Source organism: Streptomyces sp. NPDC007264 (assembly GCF_042869095.1).
Taxonomy (GTDB): Bacteria; Actinomycetota; Actinomycetes; order Streptomycetales; family Streptomycetaceae; genus Streptomyces.
In genome coordinates, this window is sequence record NZ_JBIAFD010000002.1 from 512363 (window position 1) to 536950 (window position 24588).

The 24588-nt window shown below is 68.2% G+C and carries 20 protein-coding genes and 3 pseudogenes; 9 read left to right on the plus strand and 14 right to left on the minus strand.

The genetic code is table 11. From position 1 onward, the window contains the following. Positions 1–288 precede the first annotated feature (288 nt). A complete protein-coding gene (locus ACFYMU_RS05015; RefSeq protein ID WP_388367903.1) occupies positions 289–1818 on the plus strand; it encodes a helix-turn-helix domain-containing protein in 1530 nt (509 codons plus the stop codon). Between the two features lie 151 nt (positions 1819–1969). Here ACFYMU_RS05015 and ACFYMU_RS05020 read toward each other — a convergent pair whose 3' ends face one another. The 8 genes from ACFYMU_RS05020 to ACFYMU_RS05055 all read right to left on the minus strand — a co-directional run bounded on the left by ACFYMU_RS05020 (position 1970) and on the right by ACFYMU_RS05055 (position 11450). After that, entirely contained in the window at positions 1970–3391 is a 1422-nt protein-coding gene (locus ACFYMU_RS05020) for a class II 3-deoxy-7-phosphoheptulonate synthase (protein WP_388367906.1), read from the minus strand. Positions 3392–3430: 39 nt separating this feature from the next. Then, positions 3431–4360 (minus strand): diiron oxygenase, encoded by a 930-nt coding sequence (locus ACFYMU_RS05025; RefSeq protein WP_388367909.1) that lies wholly within the window; start codon positions 4358–4360, stop codon positions 3431–3433. 13 nt (positions 4361–4373) lie between these two features. Then, positions 4374–5189, minus strand: coding sequence for an aminotransferase class IV (locus ACFYMU_RS05030; RefSeq protein ID WP_388367911.1), 816 nt, complete (start codon positions 5187–5189; stop codon positions 4374–4376). An 8-nt stretch (positions 5190–5197) separates the two neighbouring features. Then, on the minus strand, positions 5198–7294 hold the full coding sequence (gene pabB / locus ACFYMU_RS05035) for an aminodeoxychorismate synthase component I (RefSeq protein ID WP_388368011.1): 2097 nt from the start codon (positions 7292–7294) through the stop codon (positions 5198–5200). Then, entirely contained in the window at positions 7294–8124 is an 831-nt protein-coding gene (locus ACFYMU_RS05040) for an arylamine N-acetyltransferase (protein WP_388367913.1), read from the minus strand. Before ACFYMU_RS05040 ends, pabB begins: the two co-directional genes overlap by 1 nt. A gap of 14 nt (positions 8125–8138) precedes the next feature. Continuing rightward, complete coding sequence (locus tag ACFYMU_RS05045; RefSeq protein ID WP_388367915.1) at positions 8139–8966, minus strand: 4-hydroxybenzoate octaprenyltransferase; 828 nt, start codon at positions 8964–8966, stop codon at positions 8139–8141. Between the two features lie 79 nt (positions 8967–9045). After that, positions 9046–10200, minus strand: a complete 1155-nt coding sequence (locus tag ACFYMU_RS05050) for a cytochrome P450 (RefSeq protein WP_388367918.1) — start codon at positions 10198–10200, stop codon at positions 9046–9048. A 212-nt stretch (positions 10201–10412) separates the two neighbouring features. Next, positions 10413–11450, minus strand: coding sequence for a polyprenyl synthetase family protein (locus tag ACFYMU_RS05055; RefSeq protein ID WP_388367920.1), 1038 nt, complete (start codon positions 11448–11450; stop codon positions 10413–10415). 710 nt (positions 11451–12160) lie between these two features. Here ACFYMU_RS05055 and ACFYMU_RS05060 point away from each other — a divergent pair. Next, a complete protein-coding gene (locus ACFYMU_RS05060) occupies positions 12161–13501 on the plus strand; it encodes a cytochrome P450 (RefSeq protein ID WP_388367923.1) in 1341 nt (446 codons plus the stop codon). 159 nt (positions 13502–13660) lie between these two features. Here the strand turns inward: ACFYMU_RS05060 and ACFYMU_RS05065 are convergent. The 3 genes and pseudogenes from ACFYMU_RS05065 to ACFYMU_RS05075 all read right to left on the minus strand — a co-directional run. Then, positions 13661–14152: pseudogene (locus tag ACFYMU_RS05065) on the minus strand (IS1380 family transposase); the annotation flags it as partial. 81 nt (positions 14153–14233) lie between these two features. After that, positions 14234–15064 carry a methyltransferase domain-containing protein gene (locus ACFYMU_RS05070; RefSeq protein ID WP_388367926.1) on the minus strand — a complete coding sequence of 277 codons (831 nt, stop codon included), beginning with the start codon at positions 15062–15064 and terminating at the stop codon, positions 14234–14236. A gap of 343 nt (positions 15065–15407) precedes the next feature. Further along, the gene (locus tag ACFYMU_RS05075; protein ID WP_388367929.1) at positions 15408–16316 is read right to left on the minus strand and encodes an SAM-dependent methyltransferase; all 909 of its coding nucleotides are present in this window, start codon (positions 16314–16316) and stop codon (positions 15408–15410) included. 457 nt (positions 16317–16773) lie between these two features. On the opposite strand from ACFYMU_RS05075, the gene ispH reads away from it, so the two are divergent. From ispH to ACFYMU_RS05095, 4 genes are all read left to right on the plus strand, one after another. After that, the gene (gene ispH / locus ACFYMU_RS05080) at positions 16774–17724 is read left to right on the plus strand and encodes a 4-hydroxy-3-methylbut-2-enyl diphosphate reductase (protein ID WP_388367932.1); all 951 of its coding nucleotides are present in this window, start codon (positions 16774–16776) and stop codon (positions 17722–17724) included. Between the two features lie 266 nt (positions 17725–17990). Then, on the plus strand, positions 17991–19814 hold the full coding sequence (locus ACFYMU_RS05085) for a 1-deoxy-D-xylulose-5-phosphate synthase (RefSeq protein ID WP_388367935.1): 1824 nt from the start codon (positions 17991–17993) through the stop codon (positions 19812–19814). After that, entirely contained in the window at positions 19811–20953 is a 1143-nt protein-coding gene (gene ispG, locus ACFYMU_RS05090) for a flavodoxin-dependent (E)-4-hydroxy-3-methylbut-2-enyl-diphosphate synthase (protein WP_388367938.1), read from the plus strand. Before ACFYMU_RS05085 ends, ispG begins: the two co-directional genes overlap by 4 nt. A gap of 163 nt (positions 20954–21116) precedes the next feature. Further along, positions 21117–21554, plus strand: coding sequence for a recombinase zinc beta ribbon domain-containing protein (locus tag ACFYMU_RS05095; protein WP_388367941.1), 438 nt, complete (start codon positions 21117–21119; stop codon positions 21552–21554). Here the strand turns inward: ACFYMU_RS05095 and ACFYMU_RS05100 are convergent. Further along, complete coding sequence (locus ACFYMU_RS05100; protein WP_388367943.1) at positions 21450–21743, minus strand: response regulator transcription factor; 294 nt, start codon at positions 21741–21743, stop codon at positions 21450–21452. The genes ACFYMU_RS05095 and ACFYMU_RS05100 overlap by 105 nt on opposite strands. Before the next feature lie 810 nt (positions 21744–22553). Between ACFYMU_RS05100 and ACFYMU_RS05105 the strand changes: the two genes are divergently transcribed. Together ACFYMU_RS05105 and ACFYMU_RS05110 are read left to right on the plus strand one after the other, a co-directional pair. Further along, the gene (locus ACFYMU_RS05105; RefSeq protein ID WP_388367946.1) at positions 22554–22913 is read left to right on the plus strand and encodes a hypothetical protein; all 360 of its coding nucleotides are present in this window, start codon (positions 22554–22556) and stop codon (positions 22911–22913) included. A 252-nt stretch (positions 22914–23165) separates the two neighbouring features. Further along, the gene (locus tag ACFYMU_RS05110) at positions 23166–23360 is read left to right on the plus strand and encodes a DUF5999 family protein (protein WP_388367949.1); all 195 of its coding nucleotides are present in this window, start codon (positions 23166–23168) and stop codon (positions 23358–23360) included. 8 nt (positions 23361–23368) lie between these two features. Here the strand turns inward: ACFYMU_RS05110 and ACFYMU_RS05115 are convergent. Beyond that, positions 23369–23476, minus strand: a pseudogene (locus ACFYMU_RS05115) (RidA family protein); the annotation flags it as partial. 21 nt (positions 23477–23497) lie between these two features. Here ACFYMU_RS05115 and ACFYMU_RS05120 point away from each other — a divergent pair. Further along, the gene (locus ACFYMU_RS05120; protein ID WP_388367951.1) at positions 23498–24031 is read left to right on the plus strand and encodes an SMI1/KNR4 family protein; all 534 of its coding nucleotides are present in this window, start codon (positions 23498–23500) and stop codon (positions 24029–24031) included. Between the two features lie 129 nt (positions 24032–24160). Here the strand turns inward: ACFYMU_RS05120 and ACFYMU_RS05125 are convergent. Next, positions 24161–24346: pseudogene (locus ACFYMU_RS05125) on the minus strand (DUF397 domain-containing protein); the annotation flags it as partial. Positions 24347–24588 lie beyond the last annotated feature (242 nt).

Below are 24588 nucleotides of genomic sequence, written 5' to 3' on the forward strand. Positions count from 1 at the left end.
TGCCTCGGCCGGTTCGGTTAGGTAAGGCTAAGTTAGTTAACCCTTACCGCCGGGGCGGCTGCGGTGCGCCTCGGCAGATATCTCGATGTCGAGATAACTCTAGTACATGGGCGCCGGATGGTCATGCGAGACCCGGATCACGCCCGGCCGGCGCGCCCGCCCGACACACCGGCCGCCGCGCCCACGGCCCCCACCCGCACCCCGACACTCCCGCCACCCCCATCACCCCCGTCACCCGAACAGGCCCCCCAAGAGGCGCCATCTCATATCTGAGATAACCTCGGCCTCATGTCCGACGACTACCTCGTACGCATCGGCAAGCTCATCCGTGACGCCCGGCAACACCGGGGCTGGACCCAGGCGCAGCTCGCGGAGGCACTCGGCACCAGTCAGAGCGCCGTCAACCGCATCGAGCGCGGCAATCAGAACCTCAGCCTTGAGATGATCGCCCGAATCGGTGAAGCCCTCGACAGCGAGATCGTGTCGCTGGGCTATGCGGGCCCCATGCACCTCCGGGTGGTCGGCGGCCGTCGGCTCTCCGGCGCCATCGACGTGAAGACGAGCAAGAACGCCTGCGTGGCCCTGCTGTGCGCCTCGCTGCTGAACAGCGGACGCACGGTCCTGCGCCGGGTCGCCCGGATCGAGGAGGTGTACCGCCTGCTGGAGGTGCTCGGCTCGATCGGTGTGCGGACCCGGTGGATCAACGAGGGTGTCGATCTGGAGATCGTGCCGCCCGCCGGCCTCGACCTGGACGCCATCGACGCCGAGGCGGCCCGCCGTACGCGGTCCATCATCATGTTCCTCGGTCCGCTGCTGCACCGCGCGGACCGCTTCAGGCTGCCGTACGCGGGCGGTTGCGACCTCGGCACGCGCACCGTCGAGCCGCACATGATCGCGCTGCGCCGGTTCGGGCTGGACGTCACCGCCACGGAGGGGTACTACCACGCCGTGGTGGACCGGTCGGTCGCCCCCGACCGGCCCATCGTCCTGACCGAGCGCGGCGACACCGTGACCGAGAACGCCCTGCTCGCCGCCGCCCGCCACGACGGCGTCACGGTCATCCGCAACGCCTCCTCCAACTACATGGTCCAGGACCTCTGCTTCTTCCTGGAGGCGCTCGGCGTCGAGGTCGAGGGCATCGGCACCACCACCCTCACCGTGCACGGCGTGCCCACCATCGACGTCGACGTGGACTACTCCCCCTCCGAGGACCCGGTCGAGGCGATGAGCCTGGTCGCCGCGGCGGTGGTCACCGAGTCCGAACTCACGGTCCGGCGCGTGCCGATCGAGTTCCTGGAGATCGAACTCGCGGTGCTGGAGGAGATGGGCCTCGACCACGACCGCACACCCGAGTACGTGGCCGACAACGGCCGCACCCGGCTGGTGGACCTGACCGTGCGGCCCTCCAAACTGGAGGCGCCGATCGACAAGATCCACCCAATGCCGTTCCCCGGCCTGAACATCGACAACGTCCCCTTCTTCGCGGCCATCGCGGCCTCCGCGCAGGGCAAGACGCTGATCCACGACTGGGTCTACGACAACCGGGCCATCTACCTCACCGACCTGAACCGGCTCGGCGGCCGGCTCCAGCTCCTCGACCCGCACCGGGTCCTGGTGGAGGGCCCCACCCGCTGGCGCGCCGCCGAGATGATGTGCCCGCCCGCGCTGCGGCCCGCCGTGGTCGTACTGCTGGCGATGATGGCGGCCGAGGGCACGTCGGTGCTGCGGAACGTGTACGTCATCAACCGCGGCTACGAGGATCTGGCCGAGCGGCTCAACACGGTGGGTGCGCAGATCGAGACGTTCCGGAACATCTGATGTGCGAACGCCGCCACACCTTGCCCGACCCGCTACTCAGCGGGTCAGGGACGGGTGCGGCGGCATCTCTGGGACTTCTCCGGGACCTTGGGCCGGGGGTCCCATAACGGTTTTCGCGCAATTCCTTCCGTTGGTCCAGGTTCCGCATCCTTCACGCGCCGAACGAGGCGGGAGAACCGCTGTGACGTGCGCTCCAGGCCGCGGCATTCACCGCCGCGTCCGGCGCCACGACGCCGGTCGCTCCTGGGGTGAACATCTCGGCGACCAGGAAGGCCAGGTCAAGCGCCTGGTCGCCGTTGAGGCGCGGGTCGCACGCCGACTCGTACCTGCGGTGCAGGTCGTCGAAACCCAGTTCGGCGCCGCCGCCGACGCACTCGGTCACGTCCTCGCTGGTCAGCTCCACGTGCAGTCCGCCTGCGTGGGTGCCGAGTGCCTCGTGCACCTCGAAGAAGCCGGCGACCTCGGCGAGGATGTCGTCGAACCGCCTGGTCTTGTGTCCGCTGGGCGCCTCGAAGGTGTTGCCGTGCATCGGATCGCACACCCACACCACCGGCGCGCCGGAAGCGGTGACCTTCTCCACGAGCTCCGGCAGCAGGTCCCGCACGCGGTGCGCTCCCATGCGCACGATGAACGTCAGCCGGCCCGGCCGCCGATCGGGGTCGAGGCGGTCGATCAGGGCCAGTGCCTGCGCGGGCGTGGTGGCAGGACCCAACTTCACCGCGATCGGGTTGTCGATGGTCGCGAAGTAGGCGACGTGGGCGCCGTCGAGCTGTCTGGTGCGGTCGCCGATCCACAGCATGTGGCCGCTGCCCGCGTACCTTCGGCCGGAACGCGGGTGGTGGCGGGTCAGCGCGGCTTCGTAGTCGAGCAGCAGTCCCTCGTGGCTGGTGAACAACTCCGTGGTGCGGGGTGGATCGCCGTCGCACGCGTCCTCGGAGGACAGTGCCCGGCCGATTCGGCCGGCGAGTTCGTCGTAGCGTTCACCGGCAGGCGAGCGTGAGACGAAGTCCTGGTTCTCCTTGTACAGCCGGTGCAGGTCGGTGCCGTCACGGGTGAATGCGCGCATGACGTCCAGGGTGTGGCGCGAAGCGTCGTACATCCGAAGGAGCCGGGCCGGGTCCGGCCGTCGTTCGGCCTGGCTGAAGCCGATGCCGTTCACCGCATCGCCACGGTAGACCGGGAGCGTGCGCCCGTCGACGGTCTCGGTCGGCCGGGACCGGGGCTTCGCGTACTGTCCGGCGATCCGGCCCACCGTGACCACCGGCACCGCCGACGCGTACGTCAGGATCACGGCCATCTGCTGCAGGAGGCGCAGTTTGCTGTGGATCGCCTGCATCGAGAGGCGGTCGAAGCGTTCGGCGCAGTCGCCCCCCTGGAGCAGGAACGCCTTGCCTTCTGCCGCCTGGGCGAGTCGTGCGGTGAGCATGTCGCACTCCTGTGGCGTGACCAACGGGAGCTGGGCCGCCAGGTGATCCGCCACGTCGCCGAGCTCGGCCTGGCTGGGCCACTCCGGCCGCTGGTGGGCGACGAGTGTCCGCCAGTGCGCGGCGGCTTCGCCGGTGCGGGTCAACATGATCTCCGTCCGCTTCTCATGGCTGGGCGGTGCGGGCGGTCAGCGCCGGACCGTCTCGACGAGGTCGTGGCTGATGCCCAGGTCGTCGAGCAGCAGCTGCAACGGTCCGGTGTCCCGCGCGGGTACGGGACGGGATGCGGCCCACTCGCTCAGCTGACCGGTGTCGATCTCGAAGCCGCCCTGGGCCGCCACGGTCACCCAGGGTTCCAGGTCCGCGGAGCGGAACGCGGTCAGTCCGGTGACGAGTGCTTCGCGGAACATCCGCTGCTGTGCGCCGTCCAGGTTCCGGTAGAGCGAGCCGCACAACTCGCGGAACACCACCGCGTGTCCGCCCTCGTCCCGCCGGTGCAGATCGGTGGTGATCCGGTTCATCGGCTGGATCTCCTGGGCGGTGGCGAGTGCGGAGAGGAACCCGCTGATCGTCGTCTCGGCGGCCAGGGAGAACGCGATGTCGACGATGTCGCGGTCGAACCCGGACAGCCTGGCGCGGACCGCGTCCCGTCCCTGGACGACCGACCAGACATCCGGCGCGAACCGTACGTCCGCCAGGTCGCGCCGCCTGCGGGTGACACCGACGGCGTTGTGGCACATCAGGATGTGGTAGTGCTCATCGATGATCGTCTGGTGCAGCGCGTCGACGGCGACGTCGTCGCGGCGGACGGGGATCCGTTCCTGGAGCATCAGCCGGCAGGCCGGCAGGATGATCTCGTCCTCGATGGCCGCGGTCTTGGCGTTGTAGGCGATCCACGCCGCGGACAGGATGCGCTCGCGAGCGTCCCGGTCGAGCCGGTCGGCACCCGGCAGGACCAGCACCGGGACGAGGTGTTCGGGGAAGTCCGGCAGCGCCGCGTCGAAGTGACCGTCGAGGTCGAGCTCGTCCTTCTTGACGGCCACTCGCTTCCCCCAGCGGCGCGTCAGCTGCACCAGCAAGTCGCGCTCGTACGCGGGCTCTTCACGTGCCGCGGTCATCGGGAAACCTCCCTCATGGGTTCACCTCGGGAATCAGGGCGGCGCCGACCGGAACGGCGAGCGCAGCCAGGCGTGACTGCCAGCGCTCGGCAGCCGCGGCGTCCGTGTCCTGGAACCGGCCCAGACCCTCGGTGACCGGCCGGATGCCGTGCAGGGCGTTCAGCGTCCAGACGGGTACGCCGGTGAGATCCGCCGCAGTGGCCTGCTCGGTGACGACCTGGTGCCCTGCCGTACCGGCGAGCTCGCCGAGCAGCGCGCGGGTGATTCCGGGAAGCAGGCCAGGGCCGGGTGGTGGCCCGCACAGCATGTCGTTCCGCCACCAGACGATGCTCGTGGACGCCCCTTCGAGCACGTGGCCTTCCGGCGAGACCAGCAGCGCCTCGTCGGCTCCCGCCGCAGCCGCGGCAGCGCGCAGGGAAGCCAGGTGGTCCAGGTCGGCGCCCTTGACGGCCGGCAGCCGCCGTCGGTCGGGTCCCGCCGCGGTCCACAACCGGACGGTCGTGGTGCGCGGTGGCGCGGGGCGCAGCCACATCCGCAGCCGCGTTCCCGGTCCGGTCTCCACGAGTTCGACGCGAGGAAACCATCGGCCTCGGGCGGGCAGCGACTCGGCGACCGCCCGCAGGAACCGGTTCGTGTGTTCCGCTGCCGGTCCGGAGAACCGGTCGCAGGCCGAACCGAAGCGTCCGGCGTGTCGGCCGAGTCCCCGCACCTGTCCCTCGTCCACGAGCCAGGAGTCGGCGACCAGCACCGTCCCGGCGGCGTCGGCCGTCGACCATCCGCCATCGGCGTCCCACCACCGGCGGACGCCCTGGTCTGTCGCTGTGTTCATCGCTGTGTTCATCGCTGGGAGCCGCCCATGTCCGACACCGTCGGCGCACGCCAGGCGCGGAGCGACGCTGCCGCCTTGAGCAGCATCTCCTCGTACTCGTCATGCGGGTCGGAGTCGAGCACGATCGCTCCGCCGGCTCCGATGGTCAACCGGTCACCGACGCGGACCGCGGTGCGGATCACGATGTTCAGCTCCGTGCCGCCGGAGAGGCCGAAGTAGCCGAGGGCGCCGGAGTAGACACCCCGGGCCTCCGTCTCCAGGCCGTCGATGATCTCCATGGTGCGCAGCTTCGGCGCTCCGGTCATCGAGCCGCCCGGGAAGCACTGCCGGGCGCAGTCCGTCGCGCTCACCCCGTCGGCGAGCCGTCCGCGAACCGTGGAGACCAGTTGGTGCACGGTCTCGTAGCTCTCGACCGCCAGGTACGGGTCGACCTCGATGCTGCCCACCTCACACACCCGGCCCAGGTCGTTGCGCAACAGGTCGACGATCATCAGGTTCTCGGCCTGTGTCTTGGCGCTGGAGGCGAGGGTGGCGGCCAGTTCGGCGTCGCGCACCGGGTCGGCATCGCGAGGGGCTGTGCCCTTGATCGGCTTGCTGGTGACCGTGCGGTCTCTCTCGATACGCAGGAACCGCTCCGGCGAGGAGCTGAAGACCGTGACGTCGCCGAGGCGTAGGAGCGCGGCGTACGGTGCCGGGTTCGCCCGGCGCAGCCTCAGGTAGAAGGACGTGTCGTCGTCATGGAACGGCAGGTGCACCTTGTTGGTCAGGCAGATCTCGTAGCTCTCGCCCCGGTTCAGCTGCCGTCGGCACTCCGTGATGTCCGCCAGGTACTGGCTCCGGTCGCGGCCGAGGTGTTCCTCGGCGTTCGGGGGAGGGCCTGCGGCAGGGTCGCCCGGCGGCTCGGCGTCGGCCGGGTTCAGGTCCGTCAGGAGCGCGGACGTCCGGTCCACCCACTCCTGCGCGTCGCGCCGGGCCTTCTCGTCGTGGACGGCCACCAGGTAGGTCAGTCCCTCCTGGTGGTCGACCGCGACGACGCGATCGGCGAACATCCAGACGGCGTCGGGCGTTTCGGCGGTGTGGCGGGCCGTGGCCCCGCACTCGGCCTTGAGTTCGTAGCCGAAGTAGCCGACGTAGCCGCCGGTCAGGTCGAACGGCAGGTCCGTATCGGGGATGCGCCGTTCGCGCAGCCGCTGCTCGAGGACGTCGAACACGCTGCCGGTGACGAGGCGGACGCCGTTCGCATCGCGTACTTCCACGGTCCCGCTGCCGGTGCGGTAGGTCAGGACCTCGCTGAGCGGACCTGACGTGTCGCCGAGGAACGAGAACCGGGACAGCCCTTCCTCCACCCGGCTGCTGTCCAGCCAGAAGCAGTACGGGACGTTGTCGAAGAGCTTGAGGAAAATGGCCTCGGAATCGGCGGCGGTCGACACGACCGTGCAGATGATTCCCAGTCCCTCGACCCCGCCGGGCGTGTCGTCGGAATGTGCGGTGTCGGTGACGGTGACGGACGGTCGTTGTCCATGCTGCGTCCGGCGGGTCAGCTCGGCGAAGTTCTGCAGGATCTCACGCCCGTACTGGGAAGCGATCGACTCGGGGTGGAACTGCACGCCCCACTGCGGCAGATCGCGGTGACGCAACGCCATGATCACACCGTCGTCCGCCCACGCGGTGGCGACGAGTTCCTCGGGCAGGGGTTCCTGCACGCACAGCGAGTGGTAGCGGACCGCGACGAATTCACGCGGAATTCCGGCGAACAGGGGATCTCCCTCGTGGGAGACCTTGGCGAGGTGCCCGTGTCTCGGTTCGGGCGCGGCGACCACCGACGCTCCGGCCAGGTGCGCGATCAACTGATGGCCGAAGCAGACGCCCAGCACGGGCAGGGTGGTGCGGCGCAGCAGGTCGCCGAGGAGACCGACGTCGCGGGGGTTCTGCGGCCGTCCAGGGCCGGGTGAGACCACGATGTTGTCGAAGTCCTCCAGCCGCAGGCCGGACAACGACGGATCGTCGTTGGCCATGACGACCGGCTCCTGGCCGTTGATGTCGGCGATCAACTGGTACAGGTTGAAGGTGTACGAGTCGTAGTTGTCCAGCAGCAAGGTACGCATCACGGACCGTCCAAGATTTTCGAGAGCGCTTGGACGTCGCCCGGTTCCAAGGTGATCCCGAAGATCTCCTCGGGAGCGGAAAGCATCTCGTCCTTGTCGAGTTCCCGGATGGTCGCCGGCTCTGCGGGACGTATTTCCGTGAGAGTGCTGCCGGCGAGGAGGTGCCTCACTTCGGGCTGTGTGCGCTGAAGGACCATCCGGTGGTTGAACGGCGAGCGCGGATGCGTGAGGCAGAAGTGGTTGAGGAGCTCGAAGTCCGACGGATAGCGTGCGTCGGTGGTGAAACCGTAGAGCTCTGCCGGACCCTCAGGTCGCAGGCACCGCAGCACGTGTTCACCATTTGGTTCCCGCACCAGGTCGAAGGGCCAATCCCCCTCCAGCCGCGCGTTCTCGGCGAGGCGGATGGGGGCGTGCGGCCCATATGCGCCAAAACTCACGTCGAAGAGCCAGCGTTCGTCGTCGAGCTCCACGCACAGGGCTACGTGGAGTGCGGGACCGAATCTGTTCCCGGTGCGGATCCGTGTTCTTCCCGCGAACGCCGAGAACGTGAAGCCGATCCGGTCCAGCACTGCTGCCATCAGGACGACCTGTTCCAGGCACCAGCCGCCGCGGCCCTGCCGCACGATCTTCTCCTGGACACTGTCCAGGTCCAGCGGCACCGCCGTGCGCCCGAGCAGCGCGTCGAGGTTGTCGAAGGCGATCGCGTCGACGTGGGCGGCGTGCAGGCCCCGCAGCGTGGAGAGGTCCGCAGCCACGTCGCCCCGGTAACCCACGCGGGTCAGGTAGGCGTCCAGGTCGACGCCGCTCCCCTGCCACATCGAATCTGTCACACGCAGCTCATCCTTCATGTGAACTGCCCTGCCACCACGGCCGCGAGAAGGATCCAGCCGAAGTAGGTGTTGGCGACAAAGGCGTCCCAGCACTTCTTCGGATCATCCAGGTCCACGCGTACGAGCAGATGGGACAGAAAGATTCCCGCGAGCATGACGATCAGGTAGAACGCCCACCCCATCGACGTCCGGGAACCGGCCCACAGCACACCGCCGACGCTGAGCACGACGAAGATCGCCAGCCATGCCTTGGTGGCCTTGCCGAACAGCAGAGCGGAGGACTTGACGCCGATGTTCCGGTCGTACTCCTTGTCCTGATGGGAGTAGATCGCGTCGTGGATCAGGGTCCAGAAGGCCCCGCAGGCGTACAGGCCGTACACCGCGAGCGGGTAGTCGAAGCTCCCGGTCACCGCCGTCCAGCCGATCAGCACGTAGACACTCATGACCAGCGCCAGGAACGCCGAGGGCCAGAAGAAGATGCGCTTCATGTAGGGGTACGCGACGATCAACGGGTACGAGGCCCCGGCGACCAGGGCTGTCTCCACGTTCGCCACCGCCAGGACCAGCAGCGCGACCACGCCCTGTGCGGCGGCGAACAGGAGTGCGTTCCCGACGCTGATCGTCCCCGACGCGACCGGACGCGACACGGTGCGGGCGACTCGGGCGTCGACGTCCCTGTCGACCGCATCGTTGACCGCGCAGGCCGCGCCGCGCACCAGCACCGCGGCGACGGCGAGAACCACCACCGCCAGGAGGTCCGGTCGTCGATCGGAGGCGAGGACGGCAGCCCACAGTCCTGGAAGCAGGTAGAGCACGTACCCCGTGGGCCTGTCCAGTCGCATCAACAGGAGATATGCGCGGACTGAATTCGGGCTCTTCGTGACGACGTCTGTAGATATTCTGTGCAGCATCAGGATCCGATCACCATGTCACCGGAAGTTGGACCAACCCGCCGATCAGCGTGTTGTGGCGCAGACTCAGCTCCTCCACACCGACAGCCAGACGCATGGACGGGAATCGTGCGACGAGTTGGGTGAGCACCACCTGGAGCTGCATCCGGGCCAGCATCGCGCCGACGCAGTGGTACGCGCCGTGTCCGAACACGAGGCTGTCCGTGGTGTCGCGCGTGACATCGACCCGGCCGGGGTCGGTGAAGGCCGTCTCGTCGTGGTTGGCCGCGATGATGTTCAGCAGCACGAAGTCGCCGGTCCGGACGGTGATCCCGTCGATCTCGAAGTCCGTCAGCGCGTAACGGGGCATACCGCCGTTGTGCGGGTTCGGCATCGACATCCGCAGGGTTTCCTCGACCGCGCCCGGAATGAGGCTCGGGTCGTCCAGCAACGCCTGCCACTGTTCGGGGTTGGCCAACAACAGCGACACGCAGGTGCCGATCCGGGCCACCGTGGTCTCGTAACCACCGAACAGCAACAACGCCGTCAGCCCGAGGACCTCGTTGTCGTCGATCCCCTCGGTCGCGCAGATCCTGGAGATCACGTCATCGCCCGGATTCTGCCGTTTGTCGGCGACAAGTCGCCTGCAATAGCCGAACAGCTCGCCCAACCCCTGTTTGGACCTGGCCGGGTCCCCGACGTTGGCGGCGTCCAGGGTCCAGCTGCCGAACCGGTCCTTGTCCTCCTGGGGTACACCCAGCCACTCGCACATCACCTGAATCGGCAGCGACAGCGCCAACGCCTGGCGCAGGTCCACCGGTGGCTTCTGCCCGGCCAGTTTGTCCAGGAGCTGCCCGGTCAGTTTTTCGACGTAGGGCCGCAGTGCCAGCATCCGCTCGGGTGCGAAGTGCGGCTCCAGCAGCGCACGCAACCGGGCGTGGTCCGTGGCGAAGCCGCCCAGCAGGCCGGCGAGTAGCGCCGACCCGCTGTCCTTCGCCGCTGCCTGCGGATCGGGATTCGAGCGGCTGAGCCGGTCGTCGTCGAGCAACTGCCTCACCCAGGCATGACCGGTGACCAGCCACGCCTCGTCGCCCTCGGCAGTACGAACCCGATGGACCGCGCCCTGGGACTGGAGCGTGCGCAGCCCTGGCGCGAGTTGCAGCACATTCGTCTGCTCGAAAGGCAATTGAGCTGGGGTACTCACTGACGGCCTCCGCCGGAATCGAGGTTCGGACCACCATGTCGAAGACGATCACGACGTACTGGAACTCGTCGCTCCGGTGTCCGTCGGGAAATGAGGAAGGCAGACCTGCCGACCGGCGGCAGGTTGGTCGGGTCCTGGGTGCCGGCCATGATCATGTACTCCGATCCGGATGCCGTCCCCGTCGGGAGTACGGGTCATGGCGTGCGATGGACGATGCGGTCGAACAACGCGGTCAGTTCGGTGGACGCGGCCGGGGACAGCTCGGCTCGTCCGAGGTACTCCAGAGCCGAGTCCAGATGACTGCGGGACAGCTGCTCGGCCGCGTGCCGCCCGCCGGATTCCTCGACGAGGTCGGCCATCTCCTGCAGGTACGCTGCCGTGGTGCCGTCGGCGTGCCACAGCCGGCGCAGTCGTTCGCCGACCGGGTTGTCGGCGGACAAGGCCGCCAGTACCGGAGAACTCGGGTTGCGCCGCAGGATGTCGCTCCGGACGGGCTTGCCGGTCACTGAGGGATCGCCCCAGATGTCCTCGACGTCGTTGAAGATCTGAAAAGCGAGGCCGAGATGCCTGCCCGCGCTGCGCAGGGCAGCCAGGACGCGTTCTGGTCTGCCCGCCCGCAGTGCGGGCGTCACCAGTGCGCACTCCAGCAGCGCGGACGTCTTGTCCTCCACGATCCGGTCGTACTCCGCGATGCCGGTGCCCGGACCCAGCCGGACGGTGAGCTCGCGAGCCTGGCCCGCGAGAACCCGAGCGAGAGCTTCGGTGAACACACTGGAGATCTCCGCACGGCCGGGGCCGGGGTCGTCGACGACCATCCGCAGACCAAGAGCCTGCAACGCGTCCCCGGCCAGGATGGCCAGGCCGGCACCGAACACCTTCCACGCGGCTGGACGGCCGCGACGCAACTCGTCCGCGTCGATGATGTCGTCGTGGATCAGGGTCGAGTTGTGCAGCAGCTCCAGGGCTGCCGCCTGGCACCGCACGTCCTCCGGCCGCAGGCCGACTCCGTCAGCCGCCGCCATCATGAGGGCGGAGCGGGTCAGCTTGCCGCTCTCCGCACTGCTGGCGTCACCGTGTTCGTCGGTGAAGCCGAGGTGGTAGGAGCAGATCCGGGCCAGGGTCGGCTCCAGTTCGGAAGCCTGCTGCCGCATGACGGGCAATACCGTGGACTGCACCATCCTCGGCGGCAGGAAGGCTTGGAGCCCGGTCGACGAGGTGTCGAGTGCGCTCATCGAGATTTTCCTCCGGTCGCACGCCTTCCCGATTACTGGTCAGAACCTACGCGCATGGGGTTCGAGAATTGCACCACTGAAAATCACTGTGCTGGATTGTCGCTCATACCGCCGATGGCGAAAGCTTGTGCAAAGCGCATGATCAACCGACATCGCCACAGGTCAATACGTAGACAGCTCCCGTGTCTACGCGCAATCCGAACCTGGAGCGACGCACCAGAATTTGCATGGTCGTTCCGACCGCCATCCTGAACGACCTCTCCTGTCGTGTCAACGACTCAGCGTGAGCGTCTTCGACTTTAGGAAAAACCCCAAAGAACACGGCGTAAGGCCTGGATTAGACTACCCTGCGGAGTGGTGGCCGCTGGGCGGCACCAAGGCCGAATTCGAGTCCGGCTATTAAGCCGGCGCCCAACGGCGGACAAGACTTCCCGAGAAGAACCCGGTTTCTGCCGACCGGAGCGGATGCCCTGTTCGGCAACGCGAGCCAGGCGTTCCGACGTGGACGTCACGGCACGGAACGGAGCGGGAATGAGTGGCGGTAAGCAGGTCCTGCCGGCCGAGCCGCGGAGTTCGTCGGCTCCGAGCCAGAGATACCGGAGGGCGCGGTGTGTGCCACCAGGAGGCCCGCCTGCTCGCCCGCGACGGGCGGACGTCGCTGCTGATCGGGCACGCGGACATCACACAACGCAACTGGTCATCGCCGAGAATTGTTCACCGAAAGCTTGAGAGGCGGAGTGGCTGTGTCAGTCGATTCTGGTCAATTACATGAAGGCAGGCCATTCGACCCGTACGGCGCACATCGCGACGACCCGTATTCATTTCTGGCCGGCATCGTAGAGACAGAGCCGGTGTTCTACGCCCCCTTGCTCGACGCGTGGTGCGTCACCCGGCGCGAGGACATGGTTGCCGTGCTGCGGGACGACCGGAACTTCTCGGCGCGCGACCACAACCCCCGCTCCTCGGTCGCGTTGCCCGAGGATGTGAGTCGGATGCTCCGGACTTGGCGCGGTGCCGGTGCTCTGGCCGTCGGTTCACTCGACCCTCCCGAGCACGCCAGGATCAGGGAAGTACTCAACATCGGGTTCACGCCCGCCAGGGTCAGAGCGTTCGAACCCACGGTCCGTGCGATCGCCACCGACCTCGCCGAGCGGACCGCGGTCTCGGCGGAGTTCGACTTCATCGCAAAGTTCGCCGTTCCGTACTCCCTCGAGGTGATCTGCCGGCGTCTCGGGATCCCGGACGAGTACTTCGACCGCTGCCGCACATGGTCCGAGCAACGCATCGAACTCATGATGTTGCAGAGCTACACCGATCCTGACTGGCTGCGTGAATACGCCCGTGGGCTGATGGAATTCGGAGCGTTCGCCCGGTCACTCGTGCAGGAGCGGCTCGCCTCACCGCAGGACGACCTGATCAGTGAACTGCTCCACGACGGCAAGGCGGGCAAGACGCTCACCGCCGACGAGGTCTCCGTCCAGGTCCCCACACTGATCTTCGCGGGACACATGACCGTGGCAGAGGCGCTCGGCACGATCGTCTTCCAGCAGCTTCAGTCACCAGGCGGCTGGGCCGAGGTGGCCGACGGGAAGATCGCCACACGGGACCTCGTCGAGGAGGGGTTGCGGTTCGACAGTCCGCTGGCGGGCATGTACCGGACCGCGCTCCATGACGTAGTGGTCGGCGACGTCCACCTGGCCGCGGGGAGCCGACTCCTTCTGCTGTACGGAGCGGCCGGCCGGGACGGTCGCTCCCACGCATGTCCGGCCGGGTTCAGTCCAGGCAGTGGGTCCGCCACGCATCTCGCGTTCGGGCACGGCATCCATTTCTGCCTCGGAGCCGGATTCGCGCGCCTGGAACTGGAGGTCGCGATACAGGCCATCGCCAGCAGGATGCCAGGTCTGACTCTGGCACCAGGGCTGCCGCCACGTCACCGGCCGGTGTTTCCGCTTCGGGCGTTGAGCGAGCTGCGGGTGCGGCAGCGGGGACGGACATCCGGGCAGTCGTCCGGAGATCCGAGCGACACGTTGTCCCCCGCAGAACTCACTTGACGTGCTTCTCCGACGGCATGGAAGGTGAGGAGCCCGGGTTCCACAGATCAGGATGCCGGTTGACCCCGGCATCCAGTGACGGCCCGTCAGTCCGACTGGCGGGCCGTTTCGGCTTGTGGGACTGGTGATGGCCCTGCACGTCGAGTGGGTGCCGGGTTCCACGTGGGCCTTGCCGGTCAGGGCGGGCATCGGCATCCAGGCCGGCAGGCCGAGCGCGGTCCGGACGATCTCCAGCCGGATCCGGTTCTGCGTGGTGTCGTGGAGAGCCAGGTTGCGCAGGCCGGGTGCGCGGATGCGGTCCTCGGCTCTGGCGTGCCGCCGGTGACGCCGTTCGAGTACGGCGATCGGCATGTCCTTGGTGTTGGTGCCGAGGCCGGCGTCGGTGAATCACCATCGGGCACCCGGGTGCGGGCGTTCCTTGCGCACGATCGGCCGCGTCCCCGCCGGCCGGCCCTGGAGACAGTCACCGTCGAGTCCGGCCACCCGGGCTCCGTCGCGAATCTCATCGCCCTGCTCGACGGCGGCCGTCCAGGCGGTGGCCCAGGGGACCACCGGCACAGCCTGTTCGAAGCAGCTCAGCGCGCGCCGCCCACGCCGAGCAGGCTGCCGGCCACAGTCGGCGGCCGGCAGCCATGACAGGAACTCGACGGTGTCCTTAAGCGTCAAGAAGTACCTCGACCTCAGCCTTACGGCATGAGACGCCGAGCTGAGAACCGGGGACGGCGCCCGCGGTCATGCGCGGACCGCGGTCAGGAAGAGGTAGCCGCTCTCCGGGATGGCCCCGAACCTACGCACGAAGTCGATGAGCGAGTTGGCCTTTTCCTCGCCGACCAGATCGGACAGCTGGTCGCGGACAGTCCCAAACGCGTCGGCCATGAGACTGAGGGTACGGATGACGTTGTCGGTGATGTCACGGATCTCCACGTCGACGAAACCGTTGGCGGCCAGCGCCACCCGGTATTCGTCCACCGTGCCCAAGGAGCGCACCGCGTAGTTCTCGCAGATGTGGTCCAGGACCACGCGTCCCTCAGGGCTGACCGGGTCGCGCTGGATGACGTCGGCGACGGCGAGACGACCGCCGGGGCGCAGGACGCGGGCGGCCTCGGAGAGCACCTGGCCACGGTCGGGCATGTGCCACATCGACTCGAACGCCCAGGCCGCGTCGAACGAGCCGTCGGGGAAGGGCAGGTCCATCGCGTCCGCGAACTGGAACGTGGCCCGGTCGGCGAGCCCGGCCTCGGCCGTGAGTTCCGTGGCCTCCGCCACCTGGATGTGGCTGACGGTGATGCCCACCACGTTCACGTCACAAGCGCGGACGAGCCGCCGCGCGGGATGGCCGACGCCGCAGCCGATGTCCAGAACCCGCTGGCCGGCCTGCGCGGCGAGACCTGAGATCATCAGGTCGGTCAGGCGGTCGGTGGCTACCTCGACGGAGCTGTCGTCGGCGTCGTTCTCCCAGTAGCCGTAGTGGATATTGCGGCCCCACGCGGAACCGTAGATCCGACCGAACCCGTCGTACACGTTGCGGACGTCGCTGGGAGCGGGAGACTGCTTGAGCGTCATGAGGAACTCCGTATCGTGGTGAAGGTGGCGGAAGCCGGAGGTGCTTCGGCCGTACCGGCGGTGGGCCCGCGAAAGATCGTGCTGGTACGCCGCCGTAGGTCCTGCGGGTCGACCGCGAGGATCTCGGTCAACCGCCCTGGAGTCCGGCAGTCATATCGAAAGGCGGGCGGAAACCCGCCGCGCTCGGCTGGGCAACGCCAGCCGAGCGCCTGCGTGATCCACTGACCGACCATGTAAGCCATCAGGTGTTGCGAGGGCCCCGAGAATCCGCCGGCTTGCGGAGGTCCATCGCGTTGAGCATGGCTGAGTGGCTGCGGGGGCTGTCGAATGTCCTGCTCTTTGCTCACTTCAGCTCGAAGCGCAGGAAACCCAGCCGCAAGCCCCCCGCTCGCCATTCAGCACCAAGCGCCTGGTTCGCCATCAGAGATATCCTCAGCTGTCGGCGCTCGACTGCTGAAAGGCTGCTGTCACTGTCCAGTACCGCCTGTGTCCAGGCGGTGCTCTCCTCCCAGAACGGCGCGGTTTCCGACGTAGCGTCGACGTCGTCGACCAACTCGAAACCCGCAGCCTGCGCGGCTTCTACGTAGTCGCGCACCGTAGCCGGTTTCGTGTAGAAGTACTCGGCCCACACATCGGCCCCGTGAGGGCGTGTGATGAATACTTCCTCGATGCACACACTCCCGCCCGGACGAATCACGCGCGCCAGACGCTCGAACCACTGCGGACGGTTGAAGTATCCGCTGCTCTCGATTGCCACCGCCGCGTCGTAGGGGCCGTCCAGGGGGAGGTGCATCGCATCGCAGACCAGTGTCCGGACCCTCCCGTCCACACCGCATTCCCGCGCGAAACCCTCAACGATCGGCGCGTGTTCTGGCGCATTGGTGACCGCCGTGACGTCGGCGCCGTATTCCTGCGCCCAGAAGAGCGAACCCCCGCCGAGACCGCAGCCGACATCCAGGATTCTCCCCGACAGCCGGTGTTCAGCGCCCCAGATCTTGGCTGCATATCGCAGCAGACCCTCTTGATGAAGCCGTATGCTGCGACGAATGGCATCCGGCGTCGCATCGTGAACATCCAGTGGCGTTCGGGAGGAAGGGTAGTGACCTACATGATAGTGAATCCTGGGTCCAGGCCCGTATTTGCGAACAAGCCTGGCCGTTTTGTCGTCGTAGTACTGGCCGACTATTCTCACCTCATCCTGAGGCTCCAGCACTGTTCGAGGCGAACTTGAAAGCTCATCCAGATTTGACACGGTCACTCCTCCAGAGCCCGGATGCCGACGACATTGCGAATGGCCTGCTTCGGTCGTTACGCTGCGCTCGCCATCATTTTGGCGAAGATACGCGGTTCGAAATGGAGAGCCGCCCTCACGAAACCCGGAATGTTGAGTCGCTTCGGAATTATGTGGCAGCTATCGGACTCCATCCTGGAGGGCAACCCTGGTCGTGTCAACGACGCGGCGTGAGCGTCTTCGACTTTAGGAAAAACCCCAAAGAACACGGCGTAAGGTCTGGATTAGACTACCCTGCGGAGTGGTGGCCGCCCGGCGGCACCAAGGCCGAATTCGGGTCCGGCTATTAAGCCGGCAGCCAACGGCGGACAAGACTTCCCGAGAAGGACCCGGTTTCTGCCGACCGGCGCGGATGCCCTGTTCGGCAACACGAGCCAGGCGTTCCGACGCGGACGTCGCGGCACGGAACGGAGTGGGAATGAGTGGCGGTAAGCAGGTCCTGCTGGCCGAGCCGCGGAGTTTGTGTGCCGGGGTACGCCGGGCGATAGCCATCATCGACCTCGCGCTGGAACAGCACGGCGCGCCGGTCTACGTTCGCAAGGAGATCGTGCACAACCACTACGTGGTGCGCGAGTTCCAGCGCCGGGGTGTCCGGTTCGTCGGCTCCGAGCAGGAGGTGCCGGAGGGCGCGGTGTGTGTCTTCTCCGCGCACGGTGTCTCCCCTCAGGTACGGCAGAACGCGGACGCACGCGGCCTGGACGTACTCGACGCGACCTGCCCCCTGGTGGCCAAGGTGCACCAGGAGGCCCGCCGGTTCGCCCGCGACGGGCGGACGTTGCTGCTGATCGGGCACGCGGACCACGAGGAGGTCGAGGGCACCTACGGGCACGCTCCCGAACAGACGGTCATCGTCGAGACGGTTGCCGATGCGGAGGCACTGGACCTTCCCCCGGGCGCACCGGTCGCCTACCTCACCCAGACCACTCTCTCGGTGGACGAGACGAAGGACATCATCGCCGTGCTCCAGCGCAGGTTCACCGACCTGCGCGGGCCCGCCACCGACGACATCTGTTACGCCAGCCAGAACCGCCAGGACGGCATCAGGGCCATCGTGGACCGGTGCGACCTGGTGCTGGTGGTCGGTTCGACCAACTCCAGCAACTCGATCCGGATGGTCGAGGTGGCGCGCAGGCTCGGCGGCAGGGCCGAACTGGTGCCGGACGTGACCCACTTCGACCCCACGTTGCTGGCCGGCGTGAGCACGGTCGGCGTGAGCGCCGGGGCGAGCGCGCCGGAGATCCTCGTCGACCAGCTGCTCGACCGGCTCACCGAACTGGGTTACGCGGACACGTCCGTGGAACGGGTGGCGACCGAGGACATCGTGTTCTCCCCACCCACACGGCTGACCGGAGCGGCGGACGCGCCGTGACCGATCGAGACCGGGCGACCCCTGTCCCTGACAGCGCCGGCGAGGACCCTGTCGGCAGGAGCGCGTCGGTGGTGAGTCGCGTCGGCCGTCGCTGCGACCTCGTCCGACCGGCCGCGGCCACCGCATGCCATGAGAGTCCTTTCAGGCGTCAGCCGGCACACGAGGGCGTCGGCCGGACCGGCGTCATCGCGCCGGACAGCCGGCCCGAACTGACGGAGAGAGTGGCCGAGGCCGCCTACCGAACCCGGTGAGGAGCACTGTTCGACATGGCGCTGCTGGAAACTGTGCGCGACCCGGCGCGGCTGCGTGAGCTGACCGCCGGAGAGCTCCGTGACCTCGCCGGGGAGATCCGCGCGTTCCTGATCGAGCGGGTCTCCGCGACCGGGGGACACCTCGGGCCCAACCTGGGTGTGGTCGAGCTGACCATCGCGTTGCACACGGTGTTCGAGTCCCCGCGGGACCGGTTGGTGTGGGACACCGGGCACCAGTCCTACGTACACAAGATCCTCACGGGCCGCCAGGCCGGATTCGACCGGCTGCGCAAGTCGGGCGGGGTCTCCGGCTACCCGAGCCGGGAGGAGTCCGAGCACGACCTGGTGGAGAACTCGCACGCGTCCACCGCACTGTCCTACGCGGACGGGCTGGCCAGGGCGGACGCCCACCTCGGCCGACGCGACCGGGCGACCGTCGCGATCATCGGCGACGGCGCGATGACTGGCGGCATGGCCTGGGAGGCGCTCAACAACATCGCGGGCGGGCCGAAGAGGCCGCTCATCGTCGTGCTCAACGACAACCAACGCTCCTACGCGCCGACCGTCGGCGGGCTGGCCGAGCACCTGGCCGACCTGCGCGCCGGGCGCGGGCCGGGCGTGTTCGAACAACTCGGGCTCGGTTACCTCGGCCCCGTCGACGGTCACGACCTCATTGCCGTCCAGGACTCCCTGCGCCACGCGATCGCACTGGGCGGGCCGGTGGTGGTGCATGTGATCACCGCCAAGGGCAGGGGATACCGGCACACCGAGACCAACGACCTCGACCTCGGCCACGCCGTCAGACCGATGGACCCGCACACCGGGCAGGCGCTGAAGGCGTCACCCCCGTCGTTCACGTCGGTGTTCGGCGAGAAGCTGGCCGAACTGGCCGAGCAGCGCGACGACCTCGTGGCGATCACGGCCGCGATGACCGAGCCGACCGGGCTCCTGCCGATGCAGCGCAGGTTCCCGCACCGGGTGATCGACGTCGGCATCGCCGAACAGCACGCGGTCACGATGGCCGCCGGCCTGTCCATGGGCGGCGTGCACCCGGTGGTGGCCATCTACTCCACGTTCGTCAACCGCGCGTTCGACCAACTGCTCATGGATGTCGCGCTGCACCGCCGGCCGGTGACGTTCGTCCTCGACCGGTCCGGGGTGACCGGCGACGACGGGCCGAGCCACAACGGCATGTGGGACCTGTCGGTGCTGCAAGTGGTGCCGGGGCTGCGGATCGCGGCACCGCGGGACGGCACCCGGCTGGCCGAACTGCTGGCTGAGGCGGTGGCGTGGCACGAAGGTCCGACACTGCTGCGGTTCCCCAAAGGCCCAGCCGGTGAGGACCTGCCTGCCACCGCCACGTTCAACGGGATCGATGTGCTGCGCCGTTCTGGCCGACTGGACGTGCTGATCATCGCGGTGGGTGCGCTGGCCGGGCTCGCGCTCACCGTCGCCGACGGTGTACGGGCACAGGGCATCGGGGTGACGGTGGTGGACCCGAGGTGGGTCACCCCGGTCAACCCCGCGCTGGCCGACCTGGCCCGCCGCCACCGGCTCGCGATCACGGTCGAGGACAACAGCCGCGCGGGTGGTGTCGGTTCCGCGATCGCGCAGGCGCTGCGGGACGTCGACGTGCGCACCCCGCTGCGCGAGTTCGGCATCCCGAGGCGGTTCCTGAGCCACGGCTCCAGGGCCGAGGTGCTCGCCGCCTGCGGGCTGACCACGCAGAACATCACCAGGGTCGTGGTGGAGCTGCTGACCGGCCTCGACGCCGCACCGGCGTCGGCAGGCATCGACGACCCCGGCACCTGGCCGGTTCACTCAGGGGAGGAACATTGACGACCGTCGATCTAGGAATGCCCTCGCCACGCAAGGACGAGGTCCCGCTCTCGGTGGCCACGCGGCGGACCTCCCGCCAGATCATGGTGGGCACGGTGCCGGTCGGCGGCGGCGCGCCGGTGTCGGTGCAGTCGATGACCACCACGTCCACCGCCGACGTCGACGCCACGCTGCAACAGATCGCCGAGCTCACTGCGGCGGGCTGCGAGATGGTGCGGGTCGCCGTGCCGTCGGCGGACGACGCGGCGGCGCTGCCGGCGATCGCCCGCAAGTCGGGCATCCCGGTGATCGCCGACATCCACTTCCAGCCGAAGTACGTGTTCGCCGCGATCAACGCCGGCTGCGCCGCAGTACGGGTCAACCCCGGCAACATCCGTCAGTTCGACGACCAGGTCGGCGCGATCGCCCGTGCGGCCGAGGACGCGGGCATCCCGATCCGGATCGGCGTGAACGCCGGGTCGCTGGACAAGCGGTTGCTGCACAAGCACGGCGGCGTCACGCCGGAGGCACTGGTGGAGTCGGCGTTGTGGGAGTGCTCGTTGTTCGAGGAGCACGGCTACACCGACCTGAAGATCTCGGTGAAGCACCACGACCCGGTGGTGATGATCGAGGCGTACCGCAAGCTCGCCGGCCGGTGCGACTACCCGCTGCACCTCGGCGTGACCGAGGCGGGACCCCGGTTCCAGGGCACTGTCAAGTCCGCGGTCGCGTTCGGCGCGCTGCTCGCGGAGGGCATCGGCGACACCATCCGCGTCTCGCTCTCCGCACCACCGGTCGAGGAGGTCAAGGTCGGCGCGCAGATCCTGGAGTCGCTCGGGTTGCGGCCGAGGGGACTGGACATAGTGTCCTGTCCGTCCTGCGGCCGGGCCCAGGTCGATGTGCACACCCTCGCCGAGCGGGTCACTGCGGCGCTCGAGGGGTTTCCGGTGCCGTTGCGCGTGGCGGTGATGGGCTGTGTCGTCAACGGGCCTGGCGAGGCCCGCGAGGCCGACATCGGTGTCGCCGCCGGCAACGGCAAGGGCCAGATCTTCGTCAAGGGCGAGGTGATCCGCACGGTCCCGGAGTCACAGATCGTGGAGACCCTCCTGGCCGAGGCCGCGCGCATCGCCGAGGAGATGGGCGCGGATGTCGAGGCGTGACCAGCCGCACCTGGTCCGACGACGAGAGGAGAGGCCCTCCCATGACGAACCCGACGGGCTTCGCGGAAGACGGAACTCGTCTCCCTCCACCAGGACTCGGCCTCAGGACGACTGCAAAGTTCGTTGATCAGGCGTTGGCGCAGGTCAGTTGGGTCCGAGGAGGGTGCACAACCCCTGGTTCGCCGGGGTGTTTGTCCACGGACGCAAACGCGCAGGACGCACCCCGCAGGGCAAGCCGACCCTCACCGACGTCCCGCGCGAGGAGTGGACGACCTTCCTCCCCGGCCACCACGAGGGATACATCACCGTCGAGCAGTGGGAGGCCAGCACCGCCGTCCTGCTGGACAACGCGACCAGCCGGGACGAGGACCGCAAGGCCGGACCGCCCTGTGAGGGCCCCGCGCCGCTGCAGGGCCTGGTGATCTGTGGGAAGTGCGGGAGACGGATGACGGTGGGCCACCGCCAGTTCCACCACGATTTCGCGCGCCATCGAGCATCAATCCGCAGTTTCACATGCAATGCGCGGGGGCCACGAATCTGTTCGCAGGATCTGGAGGACGAACGCCCTCGAAACCAGCGCGACACGATTCGGCGCCTGTAGCTTTTCGGACATGACGCGGACGTGGTAATCGATGGTCTTCGAGCTGAGGTACAACTCTCTCGAGAGTTGCCCGCTGGAGAAGCCGGCCGCAACACCCTCCAGGACCCTGGCCTGAAGCGAGCTCAGAATCAAGCCGCCGACCGGCCGGATTGCGTCGAAGCCGTTCTGATCACCATACATAGCACCCATCCCATTCCGTACAGCCGGGCCAGGTCAGGACCGTAACCGGACAAATGCAGAGCGAGACGTACTGAGCCGATGCCGGGGATCCACCGCTTCTTCGGCGGGCCGCCGAAGATCTCCGAGCCTTCGGCGTCGACAGCGATGACCACGCAGCCCGGATGCAGTTCGGATCGATGACCGGGACGAACGAGATACCGAGCATACGGCAGTGATAAGCCAGGGCCGGCGCGAAATTGCCGGACGCCGACTCGACCACCGTGGTGCCGTGTGCTGTCTCCCCGCGACCGATTGCCTGTTCCAGAACCCACGCGCCGAACGGTCTTTGCTACTTCCAGTGGGGTTGCAGGATTCCAGCTTTGCGACGATGTCGCACTGCTCGTCCGCCAGGGGAATCAGCGGGGTTCCCGTGGGGCCCCTGCGAATCTGCTTTACCCGTTCGATCAGAGATCTGTCAGCACGCCCGTGGAGCATGCGCCGAGTCTGACACGGGGTCGGTCGAGCCGGCTCAACCGCGACTCAAGCGCGGAGCGACAAGACCAGCGGGGGAAAAGAGAGGGGCTGTCCAACCGTCCACGTCTTCCTGGTCGCCCCTGGCACCCCGTCTCCCCCGCCGAACTACGCGACATCCGGGCCGACTTGCCGTTGGGATGCGCCGAACTCGACATCCGCACCGGCACGTTCTCCCTTGCCGGGCACGAGCGCTTCCTGCGGGACAACGCGAGCTCTCGTCCATCACTTCTACGACACCCTGCACAACCCGCTCGCCCTGACGTACTCGCTGCACTGCGGGATCGACAGCCGCCTGGAGACCGCGCCATGCACCTCACCACCGTTGACCTCGACGAGCAGGGACGGCTCCGGGCCCCCGGCAGCGGTCATACCGTCCCAGGCGACCGGATCGCGGAGCACCTCGCCCGACACCTCCGTGTCCCGGACGAGGTGACGGACCTCTACGTGTACGTGCACGGCTGGCAGACCGCGCCGCCCGCGGCCGCGCGCCGGGCCTCGCTGCTGCTGGCGCCGGCCCAGGAACTGCACGCTGCGCGGCCCGCGTTGTACCCCGGCCCGGAGAAGTGGACGCCGGCCGCCTCTTCCGTGGCGGCGTACGGACGCGGATGGCACCGGCCGGGGCGCACTCCGACTTCGGCCGCCCGGAGTCCGCGCACCTCATGCTGAGCCTGGCCGCGATGTCCAGGTGACGGTGGCACCTCCGGGGACGACAGGCTGCTCGGGTACCGGGGGCCGCGCACCGGGGGCGACCCCGCCCCTCCGGTGGCGAGCCGGCGCCGACCGTCCGCGGACCGTCAGGGAGTTGTCCGCATCGTGTCACGCTTCCCGGCGCGCGGTTCCTATGAGTCGTCGGGCGGCGCATGGTCGTGTCCATGGAGGCGGCAACACGGCCGCCCGCCCCTCACCCGGAGGTGCGCCATGTGTTCCCACCAGCCCACGTGCCACGCTGCCGGCACCGCCGCCCCGCACGTCGTCGCCGCCCACCCGGAGCAGGGCTGGACGCTGCTGTGCAACGGCGTGATCGTCTTCGACGACACCGGCGAACTGCTCCCCGACGGCAGCGTGATCGCTCCGCACCGGGTGCCGATGGAGCACCTGGCCATGGCGGCCTGACGCGCGGGCTACGGCAGCACCGCGAAGCCGTCGAGTTCCACGAGCGCCTCCTCGCCCCAGAGGCGCACGGCGCCCACGACGGCCACCGCGGGGTAGTCGCGGCCTGCCGACGCCCGACCAATCGCTGATCTGTTCGCGTGGCATCGAACGAAGACCGGCAGTTCCCCGCCGCGCTTGCCGCCGCCATGGCGGTCCGGCTCAACTACGCCGACGGTGACGGTGACGGTGTCGACTTCGAACCCTTCGCGGCCTTCCTCTCTGCCGACGAGACCACGGACTGGTTCCGGGCGTGGACCGGCAACGGCGAGCTACAAGGCGACCACTTCCGCGTGTTCGGCCAGGACGGCTCCGGTGGGTACGCGACGTTCTGGCTGGTCCACCAGGGCCGGGCACTGGCCGAGCAGCCCGTCGTCTTCCTCGGCTCCGAAGGAGAGACCGGCGTCGTCGCGCGCGACCTGGGCGCCTTCTTGTGGCTGCTGGCAGGTGGCTTCGGCCCTTGGGAGGCAGCCACCTCGTACAAGCGCGGCTGGGTTCCACACCCCAGCAGTGAGCTGACGGCCGTCGCGGAGCAGTTCGCACCAGACCACCGCGCTCCGGCAACTGCCGTGATCGAGCAGGCCACGCGAGAGTTCCCCGACTTCGACGACTCCATCATGGAACTCTGCCGCTGAGCCCGGTCCCCTGCGACCTGAGGCGAGTCGGACCAGGTCGCTCAAGACGCGAGCACGTTCGGCCAAGCACAGTGAAGCTGTTCCGTCCACCGTTCCGGCGCCCGGCACGGTGAACGGCATGCTTCAGGCTCAGTGCTCCGACACGAACCCCACGAACGCCCCCCACCCTTCGCGGCCGACCGCGAAGGCCGGGCGGGTCAGGTCCTTGGAGTCCCTTACGTGGACGGCCTGTTCGGCGAGCGCGACCTCCACGCAGTCGTCGCCCTGGCTGCCGCTGTAGCTGGACTTGAACCAGGCGAGTTCCGTCGTACCGCTGCCGGCGCCGCCCGCACACCGTCCGCCTCTGTTGTCCGTTCGGTCCGGGCCTCGTCGCCGTTGACGCTGTCCATCCACCGCCCCTCTCCGCGTACCGCACCGCTGCGGCCACCCTGCGCCGCCCCATGCCCAACACCCGACATGAGGGGCGGTTTCCAGCAGTGGTCGCGAATCAGCTGATCAATGGGCCTGCGAGGCATTCTCTCATGGCCTCGGCGGGGGTCTTGTCGCCGAGGACGAGG